The sequence below is a fragment of the Denitrificimonas caeni genome (genome assembly GCF_027498055.1).
GTDB lineage: Bacteria > Pseudomonadota > Gammaproteobacteria > Pseudomonadales > Pseudomonadaceae > Denitrificimonas.
This window is the reverse complement of sequence record NZ_CP114976.1, coordinates 656,497-681,167: the sequence shown is the minus strand read 5'-3', so window position 1 is coordinate 681,167 and position 24,671 is coordinate 656,497. Positions and strand designations below refer to the sequence as shown.

The window sequence follows — 24,671 nt, the reverse complement described above, 5'->3', positions numbered from 1 at the left end:
GGTCGCAAAGTAAAACCGCCACAACAAGGTGGCGGCCTTTACAGTGCAGTCTTAAGATTAATACACGTTAAAAGGGAAGTACTTATCGTTGATGGTTTTGTAAGTACCATCTTCAACAATTTCTTTCAGTGCAGTATTTAAACGCTCACGCAGCTGATCGTCACCTTTGCGCAAGGCAATACCAATTTTGTCATTGTCAAAAACCGGCTCGCCTTTAAACTCAAAGTTGGCGCCAGCATCGCTATTCAGCCATTCCCAGTTCACAAACTTGTCAGCTAAGACGCCATCTAAACGGCCTGATTCAAGATCAAGATAGGCATTTTCATTGGTGTCATAAAACTTGATGCTGATGTCATTGCCGAAGTTATCTTCAAGCCAATGACCCGCAATGGTTGCTCGCTGCGCACCTATCACCTTGCCTTTCATGCTTTTCTTATCCAGCTGAAAGTCACTGCTTTTAGGTGCAATAAACTGTAAACCATTGGTGTAATACGGATCGGTAAAATCAACCGCTTGTAAGCGCTCATCGGTGATTGACATCGATGCCGCTAAAAAATCAAACTTCTTCGCATTCAGTGCTGGAATAATGCCATCCCAGTCCGAGGTAACAACAGTGCACTCAGCTTCCATCTTGTCGCACAGTGCTTGTGCAATATCGATATCAAAACCAACCACTGCACCACTGGAGTCAATCAGGTTGAATGGAGGGTAAGCACCTTCAGTACCAATTTTAAGTTTATCTGCTGCAGAGCTGACAGTAGCAAATGACAAACTAGCCGCCGCCACTAAGAGTATTTTTTTATATTTTTTCATGGTTGTCGCCTCAATAGTTATGACTGGACATAAATTGCTTGCACCGCTCAGATTGCGGATTATTAAACACTTGGTCAGGTGTGCCCTGCTCTTCAACTACGCCTTGATGCAAAAATACAATCTCGCTGGACACTTGACGAGCAAAACTCATTTCATGAGTCACTAGCAGCATCGTCCGCCCTTCCTCTGCTAGCGCACGAATCACGCCCAGCACTTCTTGCACCATTTCTGGGTCTAAAGCTGAAGTTGGCTCATCGAACAATATCACTTTTGGCTGCATGGCTAAGGTTCGAGCAATGGCGGCACGCTGCTGTTGCCCACCGGACAATTGGTTGGGATACACGTGACGTTTATCAGCAATCCCAACTTTCGCCAGTAGCTGTTCAGCACTGGCAATCGCCTCATCTTTACTCAAACCCAACACACGCCGCGGTGCCTCGATAATATTATCGAGTACCGTCATGTGTGGCCACAAATTAAAGTTTTGGAAAACAAAACCAACTTGTGTACGTAAACGGTTAATTTGCTCATTACTACTGGCAACCAACTGTCCGTCACGGCCTGCTTGCAGCTGTAACTCTTCACCAGAAAAGAAAATCTGCCCGCAATGAGGGTTTTCAAGCAAATTAATACAACGCAGAAAGGTTGATTTGCCTGATCCGGATGAGCCAAGAATAGATATTACATCGCCATCATTGGCAGTTAACGAAATGCCCTTTAAAACTTCTAACTCGCCATAGCGTTTATGTAAATCGCGTATTTCTAAGGCGGGAATGGCCTCAGCCATAAAATGACCTCTTTGAACGAAGAGTAAGCTTAAAGCAAGCATGCGCTCGGTTAAAAGCAACAGACAATAGCCAAGTATTTATCTGTTTTTGCAACAGATAGCTCGACTGATGATTAATAGAGCTGCGATAGTGCCAGTTTTAGCCGCACTTGAAAAGCACAAGACCGTTACAGTACTTAGCTTTCATCGACTGACTTAGCAGTCTTTGGCGACAATCTGAGACTGCGCAAACTGCGTTTCACACTTTTCAAGTGATTCACCAAAGAAGGTCCACGCGCCATCGCCACTCCCATTGCCAGCACATCAATAACCACTAAGTGCGCAATACGTGAAGTGAGCGGCGTGTAAATCTCAGTGTCTTCCTGCACGTCAATCGCCAAGTGAATGCTAGCGAGATCGGCTAATGGCGTGTTGCTAGGGCACAGGGTAATTAAGATTGCACCCGTCTCACGCACCAAATTTGCCGTAGTCAGCAAGTCTTTCGAGCGCCCTGATTGTGAAATACAAATGGCTACATCTGTCGCCTGTAAAGTCACTGCTGACATAACTTGCATATGCGGATCGCTGTAGGCAGCCGCAGTAAGCAATAAGCGGAAAAATTTATGCTGGGCATCCGCAGCAACTGCGCCAGAGGCACCAAAGCCGTAAAACTCCACCCGCTGCGCTTGCGCCATCACCGCAATGGCCTGCTCTAAGGCATCTACATTTAAATGTTCACGCACCTCTATCAGGGTATGCAAAGTGGTATCAAAAATCTTCAGGGCATAGTCAGTTAGGGTATCTTCTTCACTGATTGCGAACTGCCCAAAACTAGCACCGGCAGCGAGACTCTGCGCCAGCTTAAGCTTGAGATCCTGAAAACCTTGGCACCCCACCGCGCGACAGAAACGCACAATAGTCGGCTCACTCACCCCCACCGCTGCAGCTAAGTCAGACATAGAACTGTGCATGACCGCAGCTGGGTCAGCTAAGACATGCTGCGCCACCTTAACTTCAGACTTGCGCAGCGACTCGAGGGATTGAGCGATATGCTGTAACAGATTCACAATGTTAAACTCGTTTAGCTTGTGCCACAGTTATGTAGCGGTTTTGTAGTTATACTACAACAGCTATTTATTCGCACGTTTTTCCAGAGGAGAGCAGCCTTGAGCATGCCTTGTGACATGTTGGTGTTTGGCGGTACCGGTGATTTAGCCTTACACAAACTACTGCCTGCACTGTATCACTTGCACCGCGAAAATCGCCTACCTAAGGCCATGCGCATTATTGGTATTTCCCGTAAAGTTTTACCCCGCGCCAGCTATATTGAACTGGCTGAGCGTCATTGCCGTGCACAAATTGAGAAAAAAGATTTTATCGAATCCAGCTGGCTGAGCTTTAGTCAGCGCCTTGATTATCTGGCCATGGATGCAGCTCAGGCTGCAGACTTCAGTCGGCTGACAAGCATCTTAAAGTGCACTCCTGAACATGGCTGTATTTATTATTTAGCCACGGCTCCGCATTTATTTGAAAGTATCGCGGCCAACTTAGCTTTAACCGGTTTAGCAGGTGCCAACACACGCATTGTCATTGAAAAGCCCATCGGTCATTCGCTGCCATCTGCGCTGAATATTAACGCCGCCATTGGCGCGGCTTTTAGTGAAGAGCAAGTTTTTCGCATTGATCACTATTTGGGCAAAGAAACTGTGCAAAACCTTATGGCGTTACGCTTCGCCAATGCGCTCTTTGAACCAGTCTGGCGCGCGGCGCACATTGACCATGTGCAAATCACCGTAAACGAGACAATCGGCGTAGAAAACCGTGGCGCCTATTACGACCAAGCCGGTGCCATGCGCGATATGTTGCAGAACCATCTGCTGCAGTTACTCTGTTTGGTGGCCATGGAAGCTCCGGTGCGTTTTGATGCCGATGCAGTGCGCAATGAAAAAGTAAAGATTCTCCAAGCACTAAAACCCATCAGTGGCCTCAACGTGCAAGATAAAACTGTGCGCGGCCAATACGTCGCCGGACAAACCAATGGCCACACTGCACCAGCCTATTACTTTGAGAAAAACGTGGACAATGACAGCGACACCGAAACCTTTGTCGCCATTGAAGCCGAAATTGATAATTGGCGCTGGGCAGGTGTGCCTTTTTACTTACGCACAGGGAAACGCTTAGCCACCAAGACTTCAGAAATTGTCATTCAGTTTAAACCCGTACCGCATAGTTTATTCAGTGACAGCCAAGCCAACTTACTCGTCATTCGCTTGCAACCCGAAGAGCGTATCAGCCTTGAGCTGATGGCCAAAACCCCAGGCAAAGGAATGCGTCTAGAGCCGGTGAAGCTGGACATTAATTTAGCCGAAGCGTTTCAAGACAGCCGCCGCTGGAAGGCTTACGAGCGTTTACTGCTGGACGTGATTGAAAACGACTCCACACTGTTTATGCGCCGTGATGAAGTGGAAGCGGCATGGCAGTGGGTTGACCCTATTCTCAGTGGCTGGCAACAACACTACCAACGCCCACGGCCTTACCCAGCAGGCTCCAATGGCCCAGAACAGGCCCATAGCTTGCTAGAAAGGCACAATCGAGCGTGGCATGCATAAGCCACACAGCTAAAATTACATGGCTGACAACACAAGTAGCAAGAACACATATTACAGGCATAAAAAAACCCCAAAAAGCCTATTAAACTTTTTGGGGTTGTACGCGTTTTATTGCGCTAGCTGTTGCTTAAAGCATTACAGTTTTGGACCTGCATTAACAATTGCTTCGGACACTTCAAACTTCTTAAAGTTATCCACAAACTTCGCTGCCAACTCTTTCGCAGCAACATCGTAAGCAGCTTTATCAGCCCAAGTGTTACGTGGGTTAAGCAGGTTGCTATCAACGCCAGGTACTGTTTTTGGCACATCCAAGTTGATCACTGGCAAGTGCTCAGTTTCTGCACCCACTAGCGTTCCACCCTGAATTGCAGCAATCACGGCACGGGTAGTAGGGATATTAAAGCGCTCACCTACACCGTAGCCACCACCGGTCCAACCGGTGTTCACCAAGTACACTTTTGAATCAAAAGCTTGGATACGCTTGATCAGCAGATCAGCATACTCGCCCGCTGGACGGGGGAAGAAAGGAGCACCAAAGCATGTGGAGAAAGTTGACTTAATCCCGGCCTCAGAACCCATTTCAGTTGAACCAACCAGCGCGGTATAACCCGACAAGAAGTGATACGCCGCTTGCTCGTTATTCAAGATGGACACCGGTGGCAATACGCCAGTCAGGTCACAGGTCAAGAAGATCACCGCATTGGGCTCACCAGCACGGTTGGCTAGCACACGCTTTTCAACGTTTTCGAGTGGGTAAGCGGCGCGGCTGTTTTGCGTTAAGCTGTCATCGGTGTAATCCGGTACACGCTGCTCATCGAGCACCACGTTTTCCAAGACTGCACCAAACTTAATAGCTTTCCAGATCACTGGCTCATTTTTCTCAGACAAGTCGATGCATTTTGCATAGCAACCGCCTTCGATATTGAACACAGTGCCCACACCCCAACCGTGCTCGTCATCACCAATCAGGTAACGGCTTTCATCAGCTGACAACGTGGTTTTACCGGTACCGGACAAACCAAAGAACAAGGTGGTATCGCCATCTTCACCAACGTTAGCCGCACAGTGCATTGGCAGCACATCATGTTCAGGCAATAAGTAGTTTTGTACCGAGAACATGGATTTTTTCATTTCGCCAGCGTACTGCATACCTGCCAGTAACACTTTTTTCTCGGCGAAGTTAATCATTACACAACCATCAGAGTTGGTGCCGTCACGCTCTGGCACACACTCAAAAAACGGTGCGTTAATGATTTGCCACTGTTCTTTATTGGATGGGTTAAAAACTTCTGGGGTAATAAACAAGCAACGACCAAACAGGTTATGCCAAGCTGTTGTGGTGGTCATTTTTACCGCCAAGTAGTGCGCTGGGTCTGAACCCACGTGCACGTGTGATACAAAGCTTTCGCGCTCTGCCACATAGGCTTCAACACGCGTCCACAGCGCATCAAATACACTTGGAGCAATCGGTCGGTTGATTGGCCCCCAAGCAATTTGAGCTTCAGTGCTGGGCTCTTGCACAATAAATCGGTCTGCTGGAGAACGGCCTGTGCGGTGGCCAGTTTCTACAACTAATGAACCATTAACAGCCAATTTGCCTTCGCCGCGGCGAACAGCTTCTTCAATCAATTGAGCGGCACTAATATCGGTATACACAGCGGTTTTTGCTTGCGTCATGAGATCCCCAACGGCCCGAGCCGAGTCCTCCAGAAATTTTGTAGCGCTTAAGTTAGCGCACTACAATGTAAAAAGTGCCCGCGATTATGCCAGACTTATGCAATTAATGCACTGTGCTCGAGGCATCAGGCGCGTCCTGCTCAGCAAACATTTGCGTGACATCATCATTATTAAACAAATAGCGTTCGTTACAGAACTGACAATCAATCTCAATAGTGCCTGCTTTCTCTGCCAGCAACAACTGCGCATCGGCTAAGCCAAGACTGATCAAGGCCTGCGCTGAGCGTTCACGGGTACAGCTGCATTGAAATTTCAGCTCGGTGCCCGCAAACAAGCGCAACTCTTCTTCGTGATACAAGCGATGCAAAATCGTTTCATTGTCCAGCCCCAGTAATTCTTCAGCACTCAAAGTCGAGGCTAAAGCAATCACATGTTGCCAACTGGCCTCACGCTCCTCACTATCGGTAATACGGTCTGCAGGTAACTGTTGCAGCAACAAACCGCGCGCGCGCTGACCATCGGCATACAACCAAAAACGCGTGGGCAATTGTGCTGAATTGACAAAATAGTTGGTAAAACACTCTGCCAAGTCGGCACCATCTAAAGCCACTAACCCTTGGTAACGCTGCCCCTCACTCGGATCCACGGTCAAGGCCAATACTCCATCTGGCATCAGCTCTGATAAAGTTGCGCCGCTGCTAATGTGTTCTGCTTCATAACGGGCAATGGCACGCATCTCATGCTCGCTGGAACACTCCACCATTAATAATGGTACCGCGCCCTTCGAGCGTGCTTGCAAAATCAATAAGCCATCAAACTTTAAAGTATTCACCAGCAGTGCTGCAGCACTCATCAGCTCGCCGAGTAAAGCGGCAACCGGTTCAGGGTACGCATGCTTGGCGAGCACATGGGCATAGCTTTCTTCTAAGCTGGCCAGCTCTCCACGCACATCAGTGTTTTCAAAAATAAAACGCTGAGTAAAATCAAATTCTGCCATACAGCACCTATAAATAAACGATTGGTCTAGTATAAACCTTGATAACTAAATTAACTCACTAAGTTCTTCTATTACGGCAACTAGAAAAGTCTATTGTTCACGAAAGCGATGAATCTGGCGGCGCTGTTTTTTCGTCGGCCGGCCTTCCGTTTGCACTCCTAAAGCACCGGCTTTGCGCAAGGCCGCAGCATTTTCCCGTGCGGCAATACTTTCTTCAGTCTCGCGGTATAACAACTGCGCTTGCGGCGCACCTCGGCGCACCGCGCTCAACTGCTCAACCACCACAGTGCGTTCGTCATAGCCCAAGCGAATCAGTAACTCATCACCCACTCGCGGCTCTTTCGACGGCTTACAGCGCTCACCACGGCAATGCACTTTGCCACCGGCAATGGCTTCTTTAGCCAAGGCACGGGTTTTAAAAAAGCGTGCGGCCCATAGCCATTTATCCAAACGAACCTTATCTTGCGTCATCGCTTACTTTTACCTTTGTTATGTGGAGCAACTCTGACTTGTACGGGCTGCTCAGGTGCAGCGATGGGCAAACATACGGTTGCCTCTAGGCCACCACCGGCACGGTTAAGCAGTTTGACACTACCACCATGCTGCGCAGCAATACGCTGCACAATGGCTAAACCTAAACCTGCGCCCTGCCCACCACGCGCTTGGTCACCGCGAATAAATGGGTTAAAAATCCGCTGTAGATCTTTTGGATCCAGCCCCTCACCGCGATCAAGAACACTAATGGCTACAGAGGACAGCCCTGCCTCCTGCACTACGCAAGCCGCCACCTCAACACCTCCACCGCCGTAACGCAGTGCGTTCTCTATAAGATTAACCAGCATGCGCTTCATCGAGACGCGCCGCAGCAGTAAGGAAGGAGTGTTCTCTAAACAGAGGCGAATATCATGCCCTTGCTGGATATATGGAGCCACCACAGCATTAATCAACTCTTGTAAGTCACAGACTTCCAACGGCTCATCACGGCCGTCACGAATAAACGCTAAGAACTGATCTAAAATCGCATCCATATCCTCAATGTCACGCACCATGTCAGCAGTCAGCTCTTGATCACTGTCGAGCAACTCCAACGACAGCCGTAGACGTGTTAATGGTGTGCGTAAATCATGGGAAACCCCAGCCAGCATCAGTTCACGCTCACGGCCAGCCTGCTCAATGTCATCCGTCATCTGATTAAAGGCGCGATACACTTCAGCCATTTCACTGGCAGTGTCCACATCAACAGGCAAGCGCACACTGCGGCCTTGGCCAAACAAACGCGCGGCCACCACTAATCGCTTCAAAGGTGCACTGAGCTGACTGACAAAGATCCATGCGGCCGCGGTTGATAATAGACCGATGCCTAAAAACCAAGCCACAAGATTCCACACCCGCTGTCCACGCAATGGGTGCGGGTATAAAGGTACACGAATCCAATCTGGGCCCAGACTTGGCGCATGCACCCATAATGAAGGTGGCGTTTGCGCACGAATCTGCACCCGCGTATCGGCCCCTAGCTCAGCGCGCATTTGTTCAGAAAAAATATCACTGTAGGGCCAGTGCGTCTCACCCATCGGCACCTCATGCTCATGCACCAGCTGCAAGCCAGCAGCCTTGGCAATAATCGGCCGCTCGCTTTCTGGCGATGCCCAGTAGGCTCGTAAGGTTAACGCAGCGCCATGACTGTATTGGCGGTCAACCAAAACATCTTCATTGAGCATTAAGTAAATCAGAGTCAATGCTTTAGAAAATAACACCGCCAGCAAGACCATCCACAGCGTGCGGGCAAAAAAGCTTTGTGGATAGAACCAAGAGGTCTTCATTTATTGACCATCGGGCACAAACACATAACCCACACCCCAAACAGTTTGGATATAGCGCGGCTTGGCTGGGTCAGGTTCAATCATGCGACGCAAACGCGATACTTGCACATCAATGGAACGCTCTAAGGCATCCCACTCACGGCCGCGGGCTAAGTTCATCAACTTATCGCGGGTTAAGGGTTCGCGAGCATGCTCAACCAACGCTTTTAATACGGCAAACTCACCGGTAGTGAGCATGTGCACGTGATCGCCCTTACGCAATTCACGGGTGGCCAAGGAGAGGCTGTAATCACCAAAAGTTACGCTGGCCTCAGCACTGCCCGGGGCGCCGGGTACGCTAGTGGCTTGGCGGCGCAATACAGCTTTAATCCGCGCTAACAGCTCACGGGGGTTAAATGGTTTAGCCAAATAGTCGTCGGCACCCAACTCTAAGCCTTGAATACGACTGGCCTCATCACCTTTAGCGGTCAGCATAATGATCGGGATTTGATTATTACCCTCGCGTAAACGCTGACATGCAGCTAAGCCATCTTCACCGGGCATCATTAAGTCCAGCACCACTAAATTAAACAGCTCGCGGGCCAGCATACGATCCATTTGCTCGGTATTTTCCACCCCGCGCACACGAAAGCCCTGCTCAGTTAAAAAGCGTTCAAGTAAGCGGCGCAAACGTTCATCGTCATCAACAATAAGGATTTTTTCACCTTCAGATACACTCATGCTGCCCCTACCTTGTGGAGTTGATATATATGCAGGCTAGTATGCCGCAATCACCATCAACATGCGTACTGCGCATTGTTAGCAAATCTTTCTTATGCTGAGCGGTGCTGGTTTGCTGTGGGTTTTCCCCTATAATTAGCTGTTCAGCGCAGGTTCATCCTGCTTCTTTGACTGACTTAGGTGCCTGATGGATAGCATAAGTTCTCGTATCGCCACAGAATTGGGCGTGCGCCCACAACAAGTGACCGCCACTATTGCCCTGCTCGATGAAGGTGCCACAGTGCCTTTTATCGCCCGTTACCGCAAAGAAATCACTGGTAGCTTAGACGACACGCAACTGCGTAACTTGGAAGAGCGTTTACGTTACTTGCGCGAACTGGATGAGCGCCGCGCGTCAATCCTTGCCTCCATCGATGAGCAAGGCAAGCTAACCGCAGAGCTGCAACAGGCTATTGCACTGGCTGACACCAAAACCCGTCTAGAAGACTTATACCTGCCCTATAAAAAGAAACGCCGCACCAAAGGGCAAATTGCTTTAGAAGCAGGCCTAGGCGAGCTAGCAGACTTATTGTTTAACGATCCCAACCACAACCCGCAGGTGGAAGCCGCGCGTTTTATTGATGCTGAGCACAATTTTGCTGATGAAAAAGCGGTTCTAGAAGGCGCTAAGTACATTCTTATGGAGCGTTTTGCCGAGGATGCCGAGCTTTTACAGCGTTTGCGCAATATGTTGCAGCAAGATGCCTTATTACGCGCTCGAGTGGTTACAGGTAAAGAGCAAGATGGCGCTAAATTCAGCGACTATTTTGAACATGATGAACCTTTTAAACGAGTCCCTTCACACCGTGCGCTGGCTATCTTCCGTGGCCGCAACGAGGGTTTTTTAACTGCCAGTTTAAGTTTAGGCGATGACAGCCCTGGTAGCATGCACCCCTGTGAAGTGGTGATTGCTGAGCATTTCGCGATTAAAAACCAAGAGCGCCCGGCCGATGCTTGGCTAGCAGAAGTGGTGCGCTGGACTTGGCGAGTTAAACTCTCAAGTCACTTAGAAACCGACTTATTTGGCCAGCTACGTGAGCAAGCAGAAACTGAAGCCATTAATGTGTTCGCGCGAAACCTGCATGACTTGTTATTAGCCGCGCCAGCTGGTCCCCGCTGCACATTAGGGATTGACCCAGGCTTGCGTACCGGCTGCAAAATTGCCGTGGTGGATGCCACTGGTAAGGTGCTGGACACCGCCACAGTTTACCCCCATGTGCCGCACAACAAATGGGATGCCACTCTCGCTACTTTGGCGCAGCTGTGCAAAAAGCATCAAGTACAATTAATTGCCATTGGTAATGGTACGGGTAGTCGCGAATCTGACCGTCTCGCCATTGAGTTGGTTAAGTTGCTCCCTGAGCTGCGCATGAGCAAGGTGATGGTCAGTGAAGCCGGTGCCTCAGTGTATTCAGCTTCAGAACTGGCTGCCTTGGAGTTTCCGGACTTAGATGTTTCCTTGCGTGGCGCTGTGTCCATTGCCCGCCGCTTGCAAGATCCACTGGCGGAACTGGTGAAAATCGATCCTAAAGCCATTGGGGTGGGCCAATACCAGCATGATGTCTCACAAGCACAACTGGCGCGCTCATTGGACGCCGTGGTAGAAGACTGTGTAAACGCTGTTGGGGTTGATGTGAATACCGCCTCGTCTGCGCTACTGACACGCATCTCTGGCCTCAACGCTACCCTGGCGAAAAATATTGTGGCCTTTCGCGATGAGCACGGTGCCTTTAGCAGCCGCACTGCATTGAAAAAAGTGCCGCGCTTAGGTGAGAAAACCTTTGAGCTGTCTGCGGGTTTCTTACGGGTGATGAACGGCAAGAACCCTTTGGATGCCTCTGCTGTGCACCCAGAAACCTACCCCTTAGTTACCCGCATTGCCCAAGATACCCAGCGCGATATTCGTTCGTTAATTGGTGACTCAGCATTTTTACAGCAACTGGATCCCCAGCAATTTACCGATGAAACCTACGGCCTGCCGACAGTAACGGATATTTTGCAAGAACTGGATAAGCCGGCGCGCGACCCCCGCCCTGAGTTTAAAACAGCAGAATTCCAAGACGGCGTAGAAAGCTTAAAGGACTTAAAACTGGGCATGATTTTGGAAGGGGTGATCACTAACGTCACCAATTTCGGTGCTTTTGTCGACATTGGTGTGCATCAAGATGGTTTAGTGCACATTTCAGCGTTGTCAGAAAGCTTTGTTAAAGACCCTTACCAAGTGGTTAAAGCAGGCGATATCGTCAAAGTTAAAGTCATGGATGTGGATATCCCGAGGGCGCGCATTGCTTTATCCATGCGCATGAGCGACACCCCTGGCGAGAAGCCCCAGCCTGCAGCTCGTGAGCCTAAAGCTCGCAACACAGCACGCAGCGAGCGCCATACTCAGCAAGACAAGCCCGCACCCAACAATGGTGCAATGGCTGCTTTGTTTGCCAATGCTCGACAACTGAAGAAAAAGTAGCCAAAGTCTAGCCCCCATTTTCACCCATATATGGCGCACACCGATTAAAAGTTGGTGTGCGCCCTTGCACTCGGCCATTACCACCCCCATATTGGCATGATGCACTATTGAGGAAATACCCTTGAGCGATACATATTCTCGTCGTCTGGCGCTGCTCAGCCAGCCCGAAGCTTTAGCCCAGCTCAAGCACTGCCTGCATGGCATTGAGCGTGAAAGTTTACGTGTGGAGCGCAATGGTCGCTTAGCGTTAACACCGCACCCTGCAGCACTTGGCTCTGCCCTCACCCACGGCAGCATCACCACTGACTACTCAGAAGCTTTATTAGAGTTTATTACTGAGCCGCACCCAGACTCAGCGCAAACCTTAGCTGAACTGGACGACATCCACCGTTTTACCGTTGCCAATCTTGACCAGGAAGTGCTTTGGAGCCCTTCAATGCCCGGGCACCTGCCCAAAGAAGAGCTGATCCCCATTGGCGAATACGGCACTTCTAACGTCGGCCTGCTCAAGCATGTCTACCGCAAAGGTTTAGCCGTACGCTACGGTAAGACCATGCAGTGCATTGCTGGCATTCATTACAACTTTTCTATTCCTGATGCTATTTGGACAGTCCTCAAAGACGCTGAAAATGACCAACGCTCAGCCATTGATTACCAGTCTGCGCGCTACATCGCCCTAATTCGCAACTTCCGCCGTTACAGTTGGCTACTGATGTACTTATTTGGCGCATCACCGGCCATTGATATCAGTTTTTTGCGCGGTCGCGAGCATCAATTGGAAGTCTTTGACGAAGACACCCTATACCTGCCGTACGCCACCAGTTTGCGCATGAGCGACCTAGGCTACCAAAGCAAAGCTCAAGCAGGCCTTACCCCTTGCTACAACGAACTCAGCAGTTACACCGACAGCCTGCGTTGCGCGGTAAGCACCCCTTACCCACCCTACCAAGAGATTGGCAGCAAAAAAGATGGCGAATGGTTGCAAATTAATACCAATATTTTGCAGATCGAAAATGAGTATTACTCAACCATGCGCCCCAAACGCATCACTCTAGAGGGTGAACATCCGGTCGATGCATTAACTGCCCGTGGCATTCAGTATGTGGAAGCACGCTGTATCGATATCAACCCTTTCTTACCGCTCGGTATTGATTTACCGCAAGCGCGTTTTCTCGATACATTCTTGTTGTTCTGTGCCCTGCAAGACAGCCCACTCCTGAGCGACACTGAGTGCCCAGCGGCTACTGCAAACTTTTTAAGCGTCGTCAGCCAAGGCCGTAAGCCCAACTTACAGTTGGACCGTCTAGGCGAGCAGGTTTCCATGCGTGAATGGGGCCTGGAGCTGGTGGAGCAAATGCAAGCCTGTGCACAACTGCTGGATAACAGCTATGCCACAACTGAGCACAGCGAAGCTTTGCAACTGCAGGTAGAGAAGCTTAACAACCCTGATCTCACGCCTTCAGCGCAAGTGTTAGCCAGCATGCGTGAACAACAATGCAGTTTCAGTCAGTTTGCCTTGAAGCAGAGCCTACAACATGCGCAAGCGCTAAAAACGCCGGCTCTGGAGAGTAGCAAAGTGGCGCATTACCAAGAGCTGGCGAAGCAGTCACTGCATGCGCAAGAACAGATCGAACAACAACCACAATGCAGCTTTGATGAGTTTATGGATGATTTCTTAGCAGGTGTTAATTGACATCCTCCCCCAGCTAAAGCAGGGGGATTCCTACTGCTAGACGGCCATGCCCGACCGCGAGAATGTTACGTGCCGCGTTTACATCGCGGTCGTGAGTGACACCGCACTCACACGTCCATTCTCTTATTCCAAGTCCTGCGATACCTTTCGGCCTGCTATCGGGCAGTGCGCCACAACAGCTACAGGTTTGGGTGGTGTATGCCTCGTTCACTTCCTTAAAAACAATGCCTGCGTGAGCGCACTTATAGTCCAACATTGTTTTTAATTGACCCCAGCCAGCGTCCAACACTGACTTGGCCATCTTGGCTTTAACGAGTTTTAAACTACTGACATTGCCCACATAGATTTCACCGCAGCGGTTGACCAACGTGCGACTGAACTTGTGCAGCGTATCTTTTCTACGGTTAGCAATCTTGGCGTGAATGGTTTTGACTTGGGTTTTATTTCTAGCCCGTTGTGCTATGGCTAATTTTTCCTCAAGACCCCGATAGAAGCGACCCGCCTCCAGCTTTGTGCCGTCCGAGCAGGTGGCGGTGTCGGTTAAGCCAAGATCAATACCGATACGGTCTTGTCCTGCTGATATCTCGGCTTCTACATCCACCACCACATTGAAGTACCAGCGGCCACGGGCATCTTCATTGAAGCTGGCAGAGCGAAACCTATATTGGCTCAAGCCAAAACTGTCCCACACGTTGAAGTAGTGGCCGTTGTGGTAGACCTGACCATTTTTCCACTGTGCCGCAGCCGTATTAACGGGAATCCAGCCAAGCGAACGCCTGACACCACCCGATTTGCGCCAATTCAACCGCGCCTTATTAAACTGTTTGCGGCGCGTGACATACTCAGCTGCAATACGCTGCACTGTTTGGCTGTGTAGCCCTAAGTCCTTACCTGCGCCATTGGTATATTTCTGAACATCATAGGCAGACAAAAACACACCACGCTCTTTAATCGAGCGCTGGCTTAATTCATTGACAAAGTTCCAGACGAAATTGACACTTCGAGCCATGCTGTTTAGCAGTGGTCGGTGCTTATCTCGAATGCGAACTTTTAATGTTTTGGTGTGCTTTATCATGCTGTATATAATGCCAGTACCAACCTATATTGCAAAGACTTGAACAACCTATTAGGGGCTGCTTACGCCGCCCTCGCTATCCATCCTCGCACTCAAAGTACGAGGCTTTCCGCGATTTTGGTAAGCAAACAGCTCGCTGCAGGCCCACTCGGGGTTTGCAGCGCTACTGCCCAAGCGGCTCTGGCGCTAAAGGCCACTCTGTTGGCGTCGGCGCCAGTTCTGCAAACTAATATCTAAGGTGGCTAAATCTTCAATCCCTTGCTGCTCAGCACGCTTAAGTAAAATCAGCATCAACTCTGCAGTAACCATAGCGTCAGCGCTAGCATTGTGGCGCTGCAATACCTGCAAGCCAAAAAAATCAACCCAATCATCTAAACCTGGATTGCGCATATTATGCTCAGGGTAAAGCAGCGGCGCGATTTCTGCCACATCGTAAAACGGGTGACGCAGCTGATAGGCAAACGCATCCTCCATTTCCCGTACCAACATACGCTGATCAAAGCTGGCATGAAAAGCCAATAACGGACTGCTGCCCACATACTCCATAAAGCTCAGCAGCGCTTTTTCTGGGCGTATACCTGCAGCCACCTCGCTGGGTGGAATCTGGTGAATAAGCACACTTTCACTGACTGTCAAATTTTGCCGGCGCAAAGTACAGCTAAACTGATGACCTAAAGCAATGGCGGAGTCCTCAATGGTTACCGCGCCAATGGAAAGGATCTTATCTTTAAGGGTGTTGAGGCCACTGGTTTCTAAATCAACCACAACAAAACGCTGCTTGTGTAGCGGTAGCTCACTCACCACCGGCGCCGCTAAAGCCCCTAAGCGCAGTGCATCCTTCGCCCTTAATTCAGGCCCTTTACGAAACCATTTGAAAATCTTCACAGCTGATACCGAAAGGTCAAACTCGCCTGCAAACGCTGAGCCTGGCGGAATGACTCACGTAAAATTCGGCGGTCCAAGTGGTTTAATTCATCTGGATAAATACGGTTACTGTAAGCCAAATCACTGCGCGCCTGCTGCTGATGCTGCTGCATACGAATCAGTTGAATAAAATGATAAGCCTCAGCATAAGCATCGCCATCTAAACGCTCAATCACGCCCTTACTGACCAGCTGACGAATCCGCTCTAAGGTGTTACTGCTTTCAATTCCATGGGCCAAAGCCAATACCCGTGCACCATCCACAAACGGAGTTAAGCCTTTGATTTTCAGGTCCAAGGTGTCTTTTTCAAGTCCTTTCTTATCCAGCGCAAAATTGCGGAACAAACCACCCAGCGGGGGCTTATGCTGCAAGGCACTTTGCGCCAGCATGCGCAGAAACATATCATTGCCACGAATCATCGACAGCAACTCACTGCGCAAAGCCCGGCAGCCTTCGACCGGCCCCCAAATGGCACGCAAATCAAAAAATATCGTTGAGTACAGTAAGTTTTCTGGCGTGGCTTCACGGATAATTTTACTGAAACGTCGGGACCACTCTGAGCGCGATAAACACAGCTCAGCATTGCCTGCCATAATATTGCCTTGGCATAAAGTAAAGCCGCAGTCATCTAAGGCTAAGTTAATTTCCCGCGCCAACGGCAATAGTTTTTGCCGAATAGCATTGGCCTCTTCTTGGCTGCTGGCTTCAAATAAAATACCGTTATCTTGGTCAGTGTGCAGGGTTTGCTCTTTACGTCCTTCGCTGCCAAATACCAACCAAGTAAACTCAACCCCTGGATCCCCTAGGCGCTCGATACACAGCTCAATTACCCGTGACACAGTGTGATCATTGAGCAAGGTAATTAAGCGGGTAACCTGCTCAGGGCTGGCGCCATGGGCAATCATACGGTCAACCAATGAACGTATTTCACCGCGCAACTGAATGAGTTTCTTAATGGAGCTGGCATTGCGTACTGCGCGGGCCAAATGCACCAAATCAATGCGCTGCAGCGAAAATAAATCCCGCTCGGAAATAACCCCAACTAAACGCCCATCCGTGACCAAACAAACATGGGCTATATGGCGCTCAGTCATCGCCAGTGCTGCATCAAAGGCTGAGGCTGTAGGCGGCAAGTGAAACGGATTGAGCGTCATCACCTCGCTGATCGGTTGGCGTAAATCTGCATTGGCATCGGCGATCACTCGACGTAAATCTCGCAGGGTAAAAATCCCTTGCGGCCGCTGCATCTCATCGGCTATTACCAAGCTGCCAACTTGCTGTTCATGCATCAGTTGCACAGCTTTATTTAATGCTAAATGCCCTTGGCAGGTGACCGGCTGACGCATCGATAACTCAGCCAGAGTGGTTTCCAAGGAAAACTGCGAGCCTAAGGTTTCCGCAGCACGGTTTTGTACTTGCTGATTAGCATGCTCGAGCAAACTGCTGATGCCACGCACAGAGAAATCCCGAAAAGCATGGCACTTGGAAAATAATTTAATAAACGCAGCTTTATCCAGCAGCAAACAAAAGGTATCTTCCGCGGCAATATGGGAGGTACGCGTCGCCCGCTCGCCTAACAGTGCGGCAATGGGAAAACATTCACCGGTGGTAATTTCAAAAGTAGTTTCTTTACTGCTGTCTTGGCCTTGACGACGCTCACCGACAATAAGACCCTGCTTAACAATGTAGAAAAACTCAACTGGCCCGTCTTCAGGGCTGATGATTTGCTCTCCTGCAGAGTAAAAACGTAGCTGGCAGTTTTCGACTAAGAAACTGAGATGGACAAGATCCATCTGATTGAAAGGTGGATATTTTTGCAGAAACTCCAGCGTGCCTTGGATGTTTTGTTGCACCGCTGTACGCCCTGTTTTTGCAAAGGCTTCACTCCTGCTCATGACCTGCACTCCTTATAAGTTAAGCCATGCTAAAGTTTTTGATTTATGCATCCTATTGGACGTAAGTTTGAAAGCCTTGGCGGTCTATCAAGCAAAACTTTACGGCGTATTATTATTATTTATAGGTGGCTATTTTTACAGGCTTAGCCACAATTTAACAGCCTTTAACACTAAAGCGCAGCCAACAAAAAACCGCCCTAAGGCGGTTTTTTGTGTACAGCACAATACTCTTACAAGTTGCAGCCATGCTTGGCTTTAAACTCGCGACGACGGCGGTGCAGTACCGGCTCAGTGTAGCCATTCGGCTGCTCACGGCCTTGCAGTACTAATTCCAATGACGCTTGGAAAGCAATGCTCTCGTCAAAGTTTGGTGCCATGTTACGGTACAGCGGGTCACCTGCGTTCTGACGGTCAACCACTTCTGCCATGCGCTGCATGGTTTCAACGATTTGCTCCTCGGTCACAATGCCGTGGCGCAACCAGTTGGCCATATGTTGGCTAGAAATACGCAGTGTTGCACGGTCTTCCATTAAGCCAACATCGTTGATGTCAGGTACTTTAGAGCAACCAACGCTCTGCTCGACCCAGCGTACAACATAGCCAAGGATACCTTGTGAGTTGTTATCCAACTCGTTCTGAATTTCTTCAGGCGTCCAATCAGTGTTTGGCGCTAAAGGAATGGTCAGGATATCGTCTAAAGAAGCAAACTTACGCTTTTTCAACTCTTCTTGGCAGGCAAACACATCAACTTCATGGTAGTGCAGTGCGTGTAAGGTGGCTGCAGTTGGTGATGGTACCCAAGCGGTGTTAGCACCGGATTTGGGGTGAGCAATTTTTTGCTTAACCATGTCAGCCATAAGGTCAGGCATCGCCCACATACCCTTACCAATTTGCGCAACACCTGACAGACCTGTTGCCAGCCCGGTATCCACGTTCCAATCTTCGTAGGCAGCAATCCACTTTTCGCCACGCATGGCTGCTTTGCGAACCACTGGACCTGCTTCCATGGAGGTGTGAATTTCATCACCGGTGCGGTCAAGGAAACCTGTGTTAATAAACACCACACGCTCTTTCGCTGCAGCGATACAAGCTTTCAAGTTCACGGTAGTGCGACGCTCTTCATCCATGATGCCCATTTTCAGGGTATTGCGCTCTAGACCCAACGCATCTTCAGTGCGCGCGAACAGCTCATCAGCAAACTCTGCTTCTTCTGGACCATGCATTTTCGGCTTAACGATATACATGCTGCCAGTGCGGCTGTTTTTACGTGTGGTATTGCCTTTAAGATCATGAATAGCAATCAAGCTAGTGAACAGCGCATCCATAATGCCTTCTGGCATTTCATTGCCTTGCTCATCCAAGATTGCTGGGTTAGTCATCAAGTGACCAACGTTACGCACAAACAACATGGAGCGACCTGGTAAAGTCAAGGTGCTGCCGTCCAGCGCAGTGTATTCGCGGTCTGGATTCATAGTACGAGTAAAGGTTTTATCACCTTTGGTGACGCTTTCAGATAGGTCGCCTTTCATCAGACCTAACCAGTTGCTGTACACCAAAGTTTTATCTTCAGCATCAACCGCAGCAATGGAGTCTTCACAGTCCATAATGGTAGTGATCGCTGCTTCAACTAAGACATCTTTAACGCCAGCAGCATCAGTTGCACCGATTGCGCTGTTTGGATCAATTTGAATTTCAAAGTGTAAGCCGTTATTTTTCAGTAAAATAACACTTGGTGTTGCTGCATCACCTTGGTAACCCACCAGTTGCGCGTCATCACGTAAACCTGTGTTGCTGCCGCCTTTTAGGCTCACCAGCAATTTACCTTGATCAATACGGTAACCAGTTGCTTCAGCGTGTGAACCCGCCGCCAAAGGTGCTGCAGTGTCTAAGAAAGCACGCGCATAAGCGATTACTTTATCGCCACGTACTTTGTTATATGCCTTGCCTTTCTCTGCGCCGCCTTCTTCACTGATCACATCAGTGCCGTACAAAGCGTCATACAAAGAACCCCAACGCGCGTTAGCAGCGTTAAGGGCAAAACGTGCGTTGGTTACAGGTACCACTAATTGTGGACCTGCCATACGAGCAATTTCGTCGTCAACATTTTTTGTGCTGGCTTGAAAGTCTGCTGCTTCTGGCAGCAAGTATCCAATCTCTTGCAGAAATGCTTTATAGGCAACTGCGTCATGAGCTTGGCCCTTACGTGCAAGGTGCCACTCATCAATTTGTGCTTGTAAGGCATCACGTTTTTCTAGCAGGGCACGATTTTTCGGTGCAAGATCTTTTAACACCTTAGTTGCGCCGTCCCAGAACTGCTCTACAGTCAGTCCAGTACCAGGAATAGCTTGGGTGTTAACGAAGTCGTATAAAACCTTGGCGACTTGCAAGCCACCGACTTGAACGCGATCAGTCATTTTTGCCTCACTCTGCTTGGGAAAAGCCTCAAATTATAGTGGCCATTTGGCCATGTAGTGCATACAGATAAATACTACAGGAATATTTTAAAAAAAGCAGAGGGAAATGTGCATAGTGACTTTTATCGAGTGCTGGCGGCAAATTTCAGGCAAAAAAAACTCCGAACCTCACGGGGGGAGAGAGGTTCGGAGTATAAGTCCAGACTGCTAGGGGTAGCCCGGATATCTGCCAACATAAAACACATCAAGGAGTGTCAATAACGGCTTCCTTTGCCATTCATATACTCTGAGTGGCAAAACTGCTGAATAGTTCCAAGCGCGCAGTAAATATTTTTTAATGCGCCTGATCCCAGTTATCACCCACACCGGCCTCAACAATTAAAGGCACATCTAAATCAGCGCCAGCACTCATTAACGGCAATAAACCCGCACGCAACGCCTCTACTTGATCTTCACGCACTTCTACGACCAGCTCATCATGCACCTGCAAGATAACCCGGGCATCCAGCTTAGACTCAGCCAGCCAGTGGTCCACAGTAATCATCGCACGCTTAATGATGTCAGCCGCGCTGCCCTGCATCGGAGCGTTAATCGCGGTGCGCTCAGCAGCCTTACGGATATTGGCGTTTTTCGCTTTAATCTCTGGTAAATACAAGCGCCGACCAAACAGAGTTTCCACATAGCCTTGCTCGCGCGCCTGCTCACGGGTGCGCTCCATATAATCTTGTACACCTGGGTAGCGAGTAAAGTAGCGATCCATATACATTTGCGCCTCGCTCCGCTCGCAACCAATCTGCTTAGCTAAGCCGTGGGCACTCATGCCATAAATCAAACCAAAGTTAATGGCTTTAGCATTGCGCCGCTGATCACTGCTGACCGCATCCAGCTCCACCCCAAACACTTCTGCTGCAGTGGCTTTATGCACATCACGGTCATGCCGGAAGGCATCCAGCAAGCCCGGATCTTGGGCTAAATGCGCCATAATCCGCAACTCAATTTGCGAGTAGTCCGCGGCTAATAGCTTATAACCTTTGGGTGCCACAAAAGCTTGGCGAATACGGCGTCCTTCAGCCGTACGAATGGGAATATTCTGTAAGTTTGGATTGCTTGAAGATAAGCGCCCAGTGGCAGTAACTGCCTGATGGTAACTGGTGTGAATACGACCGGTCAGCGGATTAATTTGCTCTGGCAAACGGTCCGTATAGGTGCTTTTCAGCTTACTTAAACTGCGGTACTCCATCAGCAGCACTGGCAACTCATGACCCTGCTCTGCCAACTCAGATAATACTGCTTCCGCTGTGCTGGGCTGACCTTTAGCAGTTTTCGCTAAAACCGGCAAACCCAGCTTTTCATATAAAATAACGCCCAGCTGCTTAGGCGAAGCCAGGTTAAACTCCTCACCGGCAATGGCAAACGTCTGGCGTTCCAGCTCTGTGAGTTTCTCGGTCAACTCCAAACTGTGCTGACCGAGCAAATGTGCATCCACCAAGGCGCCGTAGCGCTCAATGCGTGCTAAGACCGGCATCAATGGCATCTCAATGGTGTTAAGCACCTCCAACAGCGGCGGTACCTGCTGCAACTCTTTAAGCAAACGATTGTGCAGACACAAGGTGATTTCTGCATCTTCTGCGGCATAAGGCCCGGCCACAGCCAAATCAATTTGATCAAAGGTTAGCTGCTTTGCGCCTTTACCTGCGACATCTTCAAAAGCAATGGTGCTGCGCTCTAAGTAACGAGTAGCCAAGCTATCCATATCATGCCGTGTGGCGGTGGAGTTGAGCACATAAGACTCCAACATGGTGTCAAACTGCACACCCTGCACAACAATGCCATAACGGGCTAAAACATTGATATCGTATTTACCGTTTTGGCAAACCTTCAGCACTTGCGGATCTTCTAACAAGGGCCGCAACGCATCCAAAACTGTTTTTTCATCCAACTGCTGCGGCACTCCCATATAACTATGGGCTAAAGGCACATAAGCCCCTTCCCCCTCAGCAACAGCAAAAGAGATCCCCACCAGTTGCGCTTGTTGTGCATCAATACTGGTGGTTTCCGTATCAAAAGCAAAGAGTTGCGCGGCGGTTAAACGCTGCAGCCAGTGAGCAAAATCTGCTTCAGTCAAAATGGTATGAAACTCAGCTTTATGCTCAGCCGCAGCCTCTGCTTGCTCATGGGCACTGGTCAATAAATCAGCGCCAGCACTTGCAGACTTTTTACTGCCTGATGTCGCGGTGCGGCGGCGAATTTCATCTTGCCAGCTTTTAAACTCTAAGCGCTGGTACCAGTCCATTAAAATATCGTCTTGTGGAGCCTGCATGTGTAGCTCATCAATATTGAGATCAAGCTCAACATCCGTTTTGATCGTCGCGAGCTTACGCGATAAATAGGCCATCTCGCGGTGCTCAAGTAATTTAGCACCTAGGGTTTTAGCGCCGCGAATAGGCAAGGTGGCCACTTGCTCGATATTGTTATAAATCGCATCCATATCACCCAGGCCAACTAATAGGCCCAGTGCGGTTTTTTCACCCACGCCAGGTACACCGGGAATATTGTCGGATTTATCACCCATCAAAGCTAAATAATCAATAATCAGCTCGGGGCCAATACCAAACTTTTCTACTACACCTTCGCTGTCGAGTTTGGTGTTGTACATGGTGTTAACCAAGCTGACATGGCCGTTGACCAGCTGCGCCATATCTTTATCACCGGTGGAGATCACCACTGCCCGCTCAGCCAAGGTACTGCTTTGCGCTAAGGTGCCAATCACATCATCAGCTTCGACGCCCTCAACACATAAAAAAGGAAAACCCATGGCTTTTACACATTCATGCAGCGGCTCAATCTGCACCCGCAAGTCATCCGGCATGGGTGGGCGTTGGGCTTTATATTCGGTGAATAACTCATCACGAAAAGTCGGCCCCTTCGCATCAAAAATCACCGTAACTACACTGTCAGGGTACTGCTTTTGCAAACTGCGCAGCATATTCAGCACTCCTTTAACCGCGCCAGTGGGCATCCCCGTGGAAGTCATCAAAGGTGGCAATGCGTGAAATGCTCGATATAAATACGATGAGCCATCAACCAAAACTAAAGGAGCCTGAGACATGCGAGTAATCAACCTTTACTTAAAAATCTGAATGGATAACAGGATACAGATAAACGCTGGTAGCGCCCAATCTAGAGCAGCACAGAGCTGCTATCTATGCGGAATATTTGTTAGCATGAGCAGCACTGCAACAGACTTCTGCGGCGCACAAGACCAGCAATCCAGAAGGACAAAACCACTTCGCCGCGGTAATTCCGATACACAACAGGAAGTTTACTGCAGCAGTACACCATGGAGCTTTATATGAGTGACAAACTTAACAGCGATGCCCTACAGGCATTAAAAATTGCCTTTAGCTATATGCCCAACGCCATTGAAGTCACCAAGTATGAGTACGGTGATCATTATCAAGTTGTTTTGCAGCATATCGAAACAGTGAAAGAAATCCTCTTGCTCAACGATGTGGACCCTGAGGAAGTGTACGGTGAGATCAACCCTGAACTCACACCAAACTCATCCTACTAGATAATATTCTTGAGCCAAGTTAAGTATTCCGAATAAAAATTTGTCGCGCTACAGCAGCTCTGGCACAGTCTTTTTAGCGCTGCTTTACACAGCCTAAAGTAACTGTGCTCACAGCTGTTAACGACAACAAGAAGGATACAACTATGACTGACACTTGGTTACCCACACTCACAACTGCCACCCCGCAAGAAGGTTTTGAACTGGCCATAGCCATGAGCCGCCGCGGAGTGAAATACACCCAACCGGACATGCAAACCTTGCAAGCCTTACGCGCTGATTATGCTGAGTCAGCTGATGGTTTAACCGCGGCCTCACAAGTCATCGCAATTAACTTCCAAACCGTTGCTGCCGCCAATAATTACTGGCGTACTTAAAGTAGAGCTGGCAGCTAAGTTGCAGCCTTGCGCTTACTTAGCTGCTTGCGCTTTAATCTCTTGCCAAGCTTGCGCGTCCAATGCACCCAATTCAAACTGAGTTTGCGCAACCCACTCAAAGGCACGTTGATTAAGCTCGGCAATGGCTCGCGGGCCCTCGCCCTCAGCGTACATCGTCGGACCTATGACGACATCAATCACACCGGACTTTTTCCCCCAGCCCTCTTTAGGCCAGAACATCCCGGCATTATGCGCGATAGGCAGCACAGGTAAATTGGCATTCACGGCTAAAGCTGCACCACCACGGGAAAACTTACCGATTTGCCCAACCGGAACCCGTGTGCCCTCGGGAAAGATCAGCACCCAACAATCTTGCTCGAGACGCTGTGCGCCCTTAGTCGCCAATTGTTTCAACGCTTGCTTAGGATTACTACGGTCCAGAGCAATGGGCTTGAGCAAGGCCATGGTCCAGCCAAAGAACGGCACGCGTAGCAGCTCTTTTTTTAATACTTGACTCAACGGCTGAAAGTAAGCCGACAAGAAAAATGTTTCCCAAGTGCTTTGATGCTTCGCCAAAATCACACAGCGTTCACTGGGTATATTTTCTGCTCCGGCTACTCGGTAGTGCAAGCCCAACAGATACTTGCCAAGCTGTACGGCAAAGCGGCACCAGTACACATTAATAAAGCGATAACGGGCAGGAAAAGAAAGAAAAGGCGCCGCCAACAACCCCACAACAGACCAAATAAGTGCGCTTAAGCCCAATAAGGTGTAAAAAACAATCACTCTTAAAGTGAAGAGAACGCCCATATTTTAT

Annotated in this window: 19 protein-coding genes; 5 read left to right on the top strand and 14 right to left on the bottom strand. The window is 49.3% G+C overall.

Annotated features, from left to right (window positions below; translation table 11 throughout):
- Positions 1-57: 57 nt before the first annotated feature.
- The 3 genes from O6P33_RS03275 to hexR form a co-directional block, all read right to left on the bottom strand.
- A complete protein-coding gene (locus tag O6P33_RS03275) occupies positions 58-813 on the bottom strand; it encodes an ABC transporter substrate-binding protein (protein WP_269818822.1) in 756 nt (251 codons plus the stop codon).
- A gap of 10 nt (positions 814-823) precedes the next feature.
- Positions 824-1,600, bottom strand: coding sequence for an ABC transporter ATP-binding protein (locus tag O6P33_RS03270; protein WP_269818821.1), 777 nt, complete (start codon positions 1,598-1,600; stop codon positions 824-826).
- Positions 1,601-1,776: 176 nt separating this feature from the next.
- On the bottom strand, positions 1,777-2,646 hold the full coding sequence (gene hexR / locus O6P33_RS03265; RefSeq protein ID WP_269818820.1) for a transcriptional regulator HexR: 870 nt from the start codon (positions 2,644-2,646) through the stop codon (positions 1,777-1,779).
- 105 nt (positions 2,647-2,751) lie between these two features.
- Between hexR and zwf the strand changes: the two genes are divergently transcribed.
- Entirely contained in the window at positions 2,752-4,188 is a 1,437-nt protein-coding gene (gene zwf / locus O6P33_RS03260; RefSeq protein WP_269819452.1) for a glucose-6-phosphate dehydrogenase, read from the top strand.
- A gap of 135 nt (positions 4,189-4,323) precedes the next feature.
- Here zwf and O6P33_RS03255 read toward each other — a convergent pair whose 3' ends face one another.
- The 5 genes from O6P33_RS03255 to ompR all read right to left on the bottom strand — a co-directional run bounded on the left by O6P33_RS03255 (position 4,324) and on the right by ompR (position 9,402).
- Complete coding sequence (locus O6P33_RS03255) at positions 4,324-5,865, bottom strand: phosphoenolpyruvate carboxykinase (protein WP_269818819.1); 1,542 nt, start codon at positions 5,863-5,865, stop codon at positions 4,324-4,326.
- Positions 5,866-5,968: 103 nt separating this feature from the next.
- Complete coding sequence (hslO, locus tag O6P33_RS03250) at positions 5,969-6,862, bottom strand: Hsp33 family molecular chaperone HslO (RefSeq protein WP_269818818.1); 894 nt, start codon at positions 6,860-6,862, stop codon at positions 5,969-5,971.
- Between the two features lie 90 nt (positions 6,863-6,952).
- The gene (locus tag O6P33_RS03245) at positions 6,953-7,333 is read right to left on the bottom strand and encodes an RNA-binding S4 domain-containing protein (protein ID WP_269818817.1); all 381 of its coding nucleotides are present in this window, start codon (positions 7,331-7,333) and stop codon (positions 6,953-6,955) included.
- Positions 7,330-8,682 (bottom strand): ATP-binding protein, encoded by a 1,353-nt coding sequence (locus O6P33_RS03240; RefSeq protein ID WP_269818816.1) that lies wholly within the window; start codon positions 8,680-8,682, stop codon positions 7,330-7,332. The genes O6P33_RS03245 and O6P33_RS03240 overlap by 4 nt, the downstream gene beginning before the upstream one ends.
- Entirely contained in the window at positions 8,683-9,402 is a 720-nt protein-coding gene (gene ompR / locus O6P33_RS03235) for a two-component system response regulator OmpR (protein ID WP_269818815.1), read from the bottom strand.
- A 187-nt stretch (positions 9,403-9,589) separates the two neighbouring features.
- Between ompR and O6P33_RS03230 the strand changes: the two genes are divergently transcribed.
- Together O6P33_RS03230 and gshA are read left to right on the top strand one after the other, a co-directional pair.
- Positions 9,590-11,905 (top strand): Tex family protein, encoded by a 2,316-nt coding sequence (locus O6P33_RS03230; RefSeq protein WP_269818814.1) that lies wholly within the window; start codon positions 9,590-9,592, stop codon positions 11,903-11,905.
- Between the two features lie 121 nt (positions 11,906-12,026).
- On the top strand, positions 12,027-13,598 hold the full coding sequence (gshA, locus tag O6P33_RS03225; RefSeq protein ID WP_269818813.1) for a glutamate--cysteine ligase: 1,572 nt from the start codon (positions 12,027-12,029) through the stop codon (positions 13,596-13,598).
- A 13-nt stretch (positions 13,599-13,611) separates the two neighbouring features.
- Here gshA and O6P33_RS03220 read toward each other — a convergent pair whose 3' ends face one another.
- From O6P33_RS03220 to polA, 5 genes are all read right to left on the bottom strand, one after another.
- Complete coding sequence (locus O6P33_RS03220; protein WP_269818812.1) at positions 13,612-14,673, bottom strand: RNA-guided endonuclease InsQ/TnpB family protein; 1,062 nt, start codon at positions 14,671-14,673, stop codon at positions 13,612-13,614.
- Between the two features lie 186 nt (positions 14,674-14,859).
- Positions 14,860-15,558 (bottom strand): PolC-type DNA polymerase III, encoded by a 699-nt coding sequence (locus tag O6P33_RS03215; RefSeq protein ID WP_269818811.1) that lies wholly within the window; start codon positions 15,556-15,558, stop codon positions 14,860-14,862.
- Positions 15,555-17,492, bottom strand: coding sequence for a DUF294 nucleotidyltransferase-like domain-containing protein (locus tag O6P33_RS03210; protein ID WP_269818810.1), 1,938 nt, complete (start codon positions 17,490-17,492; stop codon positions 15,555-15,557). Before O6P33_RS03210 ends, O6P33_RS03215 begins: the two co-directional genes overlap by 4 nt.
- A 230-nt stretch (positions 17,493-17,722) precedes the next feature.
- On the bottom strand, positions 17,723-19,906 hold the full coding sequence (locus O6P33_RS03205) for a malate synthase G (RefSeq protein WP_269818809.1): 2,184 nt from the start codon (positions 19,904-19,906) through the stop codon (positions 17,723-17,725).
- Positions 19,907-20,240: 334 nt separating this feature from the next.
- Positions 20,241-23,015: a DNA polymerase I gene (gene polA / locus O6P33_RS03200; protein WP_269818808.1), complete on the bottom strand. Its 2,775-nt coding sequence runs from the start codon at positions 23,013-23,015 to the stop codon at positions 20,241-20,243.
- Between the two features lie 243 nt (positions 23,016-23,258).
- On the opposite strand from polA, the gene O6P33_RS03195 reads away from it, so the two are divergent.
- Entirely contained in the window at positions 23,259-23,480 is a 222-nt protein-coding gene (locus O6P33_RS03195) for a penicillin-binding protein (RefSeq protein WP_269818807.1), read from the top strand.
- 143 nt (positions 23,481-23,623) lie between these two features.
- Positions 23,624-23,854: a hexameric tyrosine-coordinated heme protein gene (locus tag O6P33_RS03190; protein ID WP_269818806.1), complete on the top strand. Its 231-nt coding sequence runs from the start codon at positions 23,624-23,626 to the stop codon at positions 23,852-23,854.
- 33 nt (positions 23,855-23,887) lie between these two features.
- Here the strand turns inward: O6P33_RS03190 and O6P33_RS03185 are convergent, their stop codons facing one another.
- Positions 23,888-24,664 carry a lysophospholipid acyltransferase family protein gene (locus O6P33_RS03185; protein ID WP_269818805.1) on the bottom strand — a complete coding sequence of 259 codons (777 nt, stop codon included), beginning with the start codon at positions 24,662-24,664 and terminating at the stop codon, positions 23,888-23,890.
- Between the last annotated feature and the right edge of the window lie 7 nt (positions 24,665-24,671).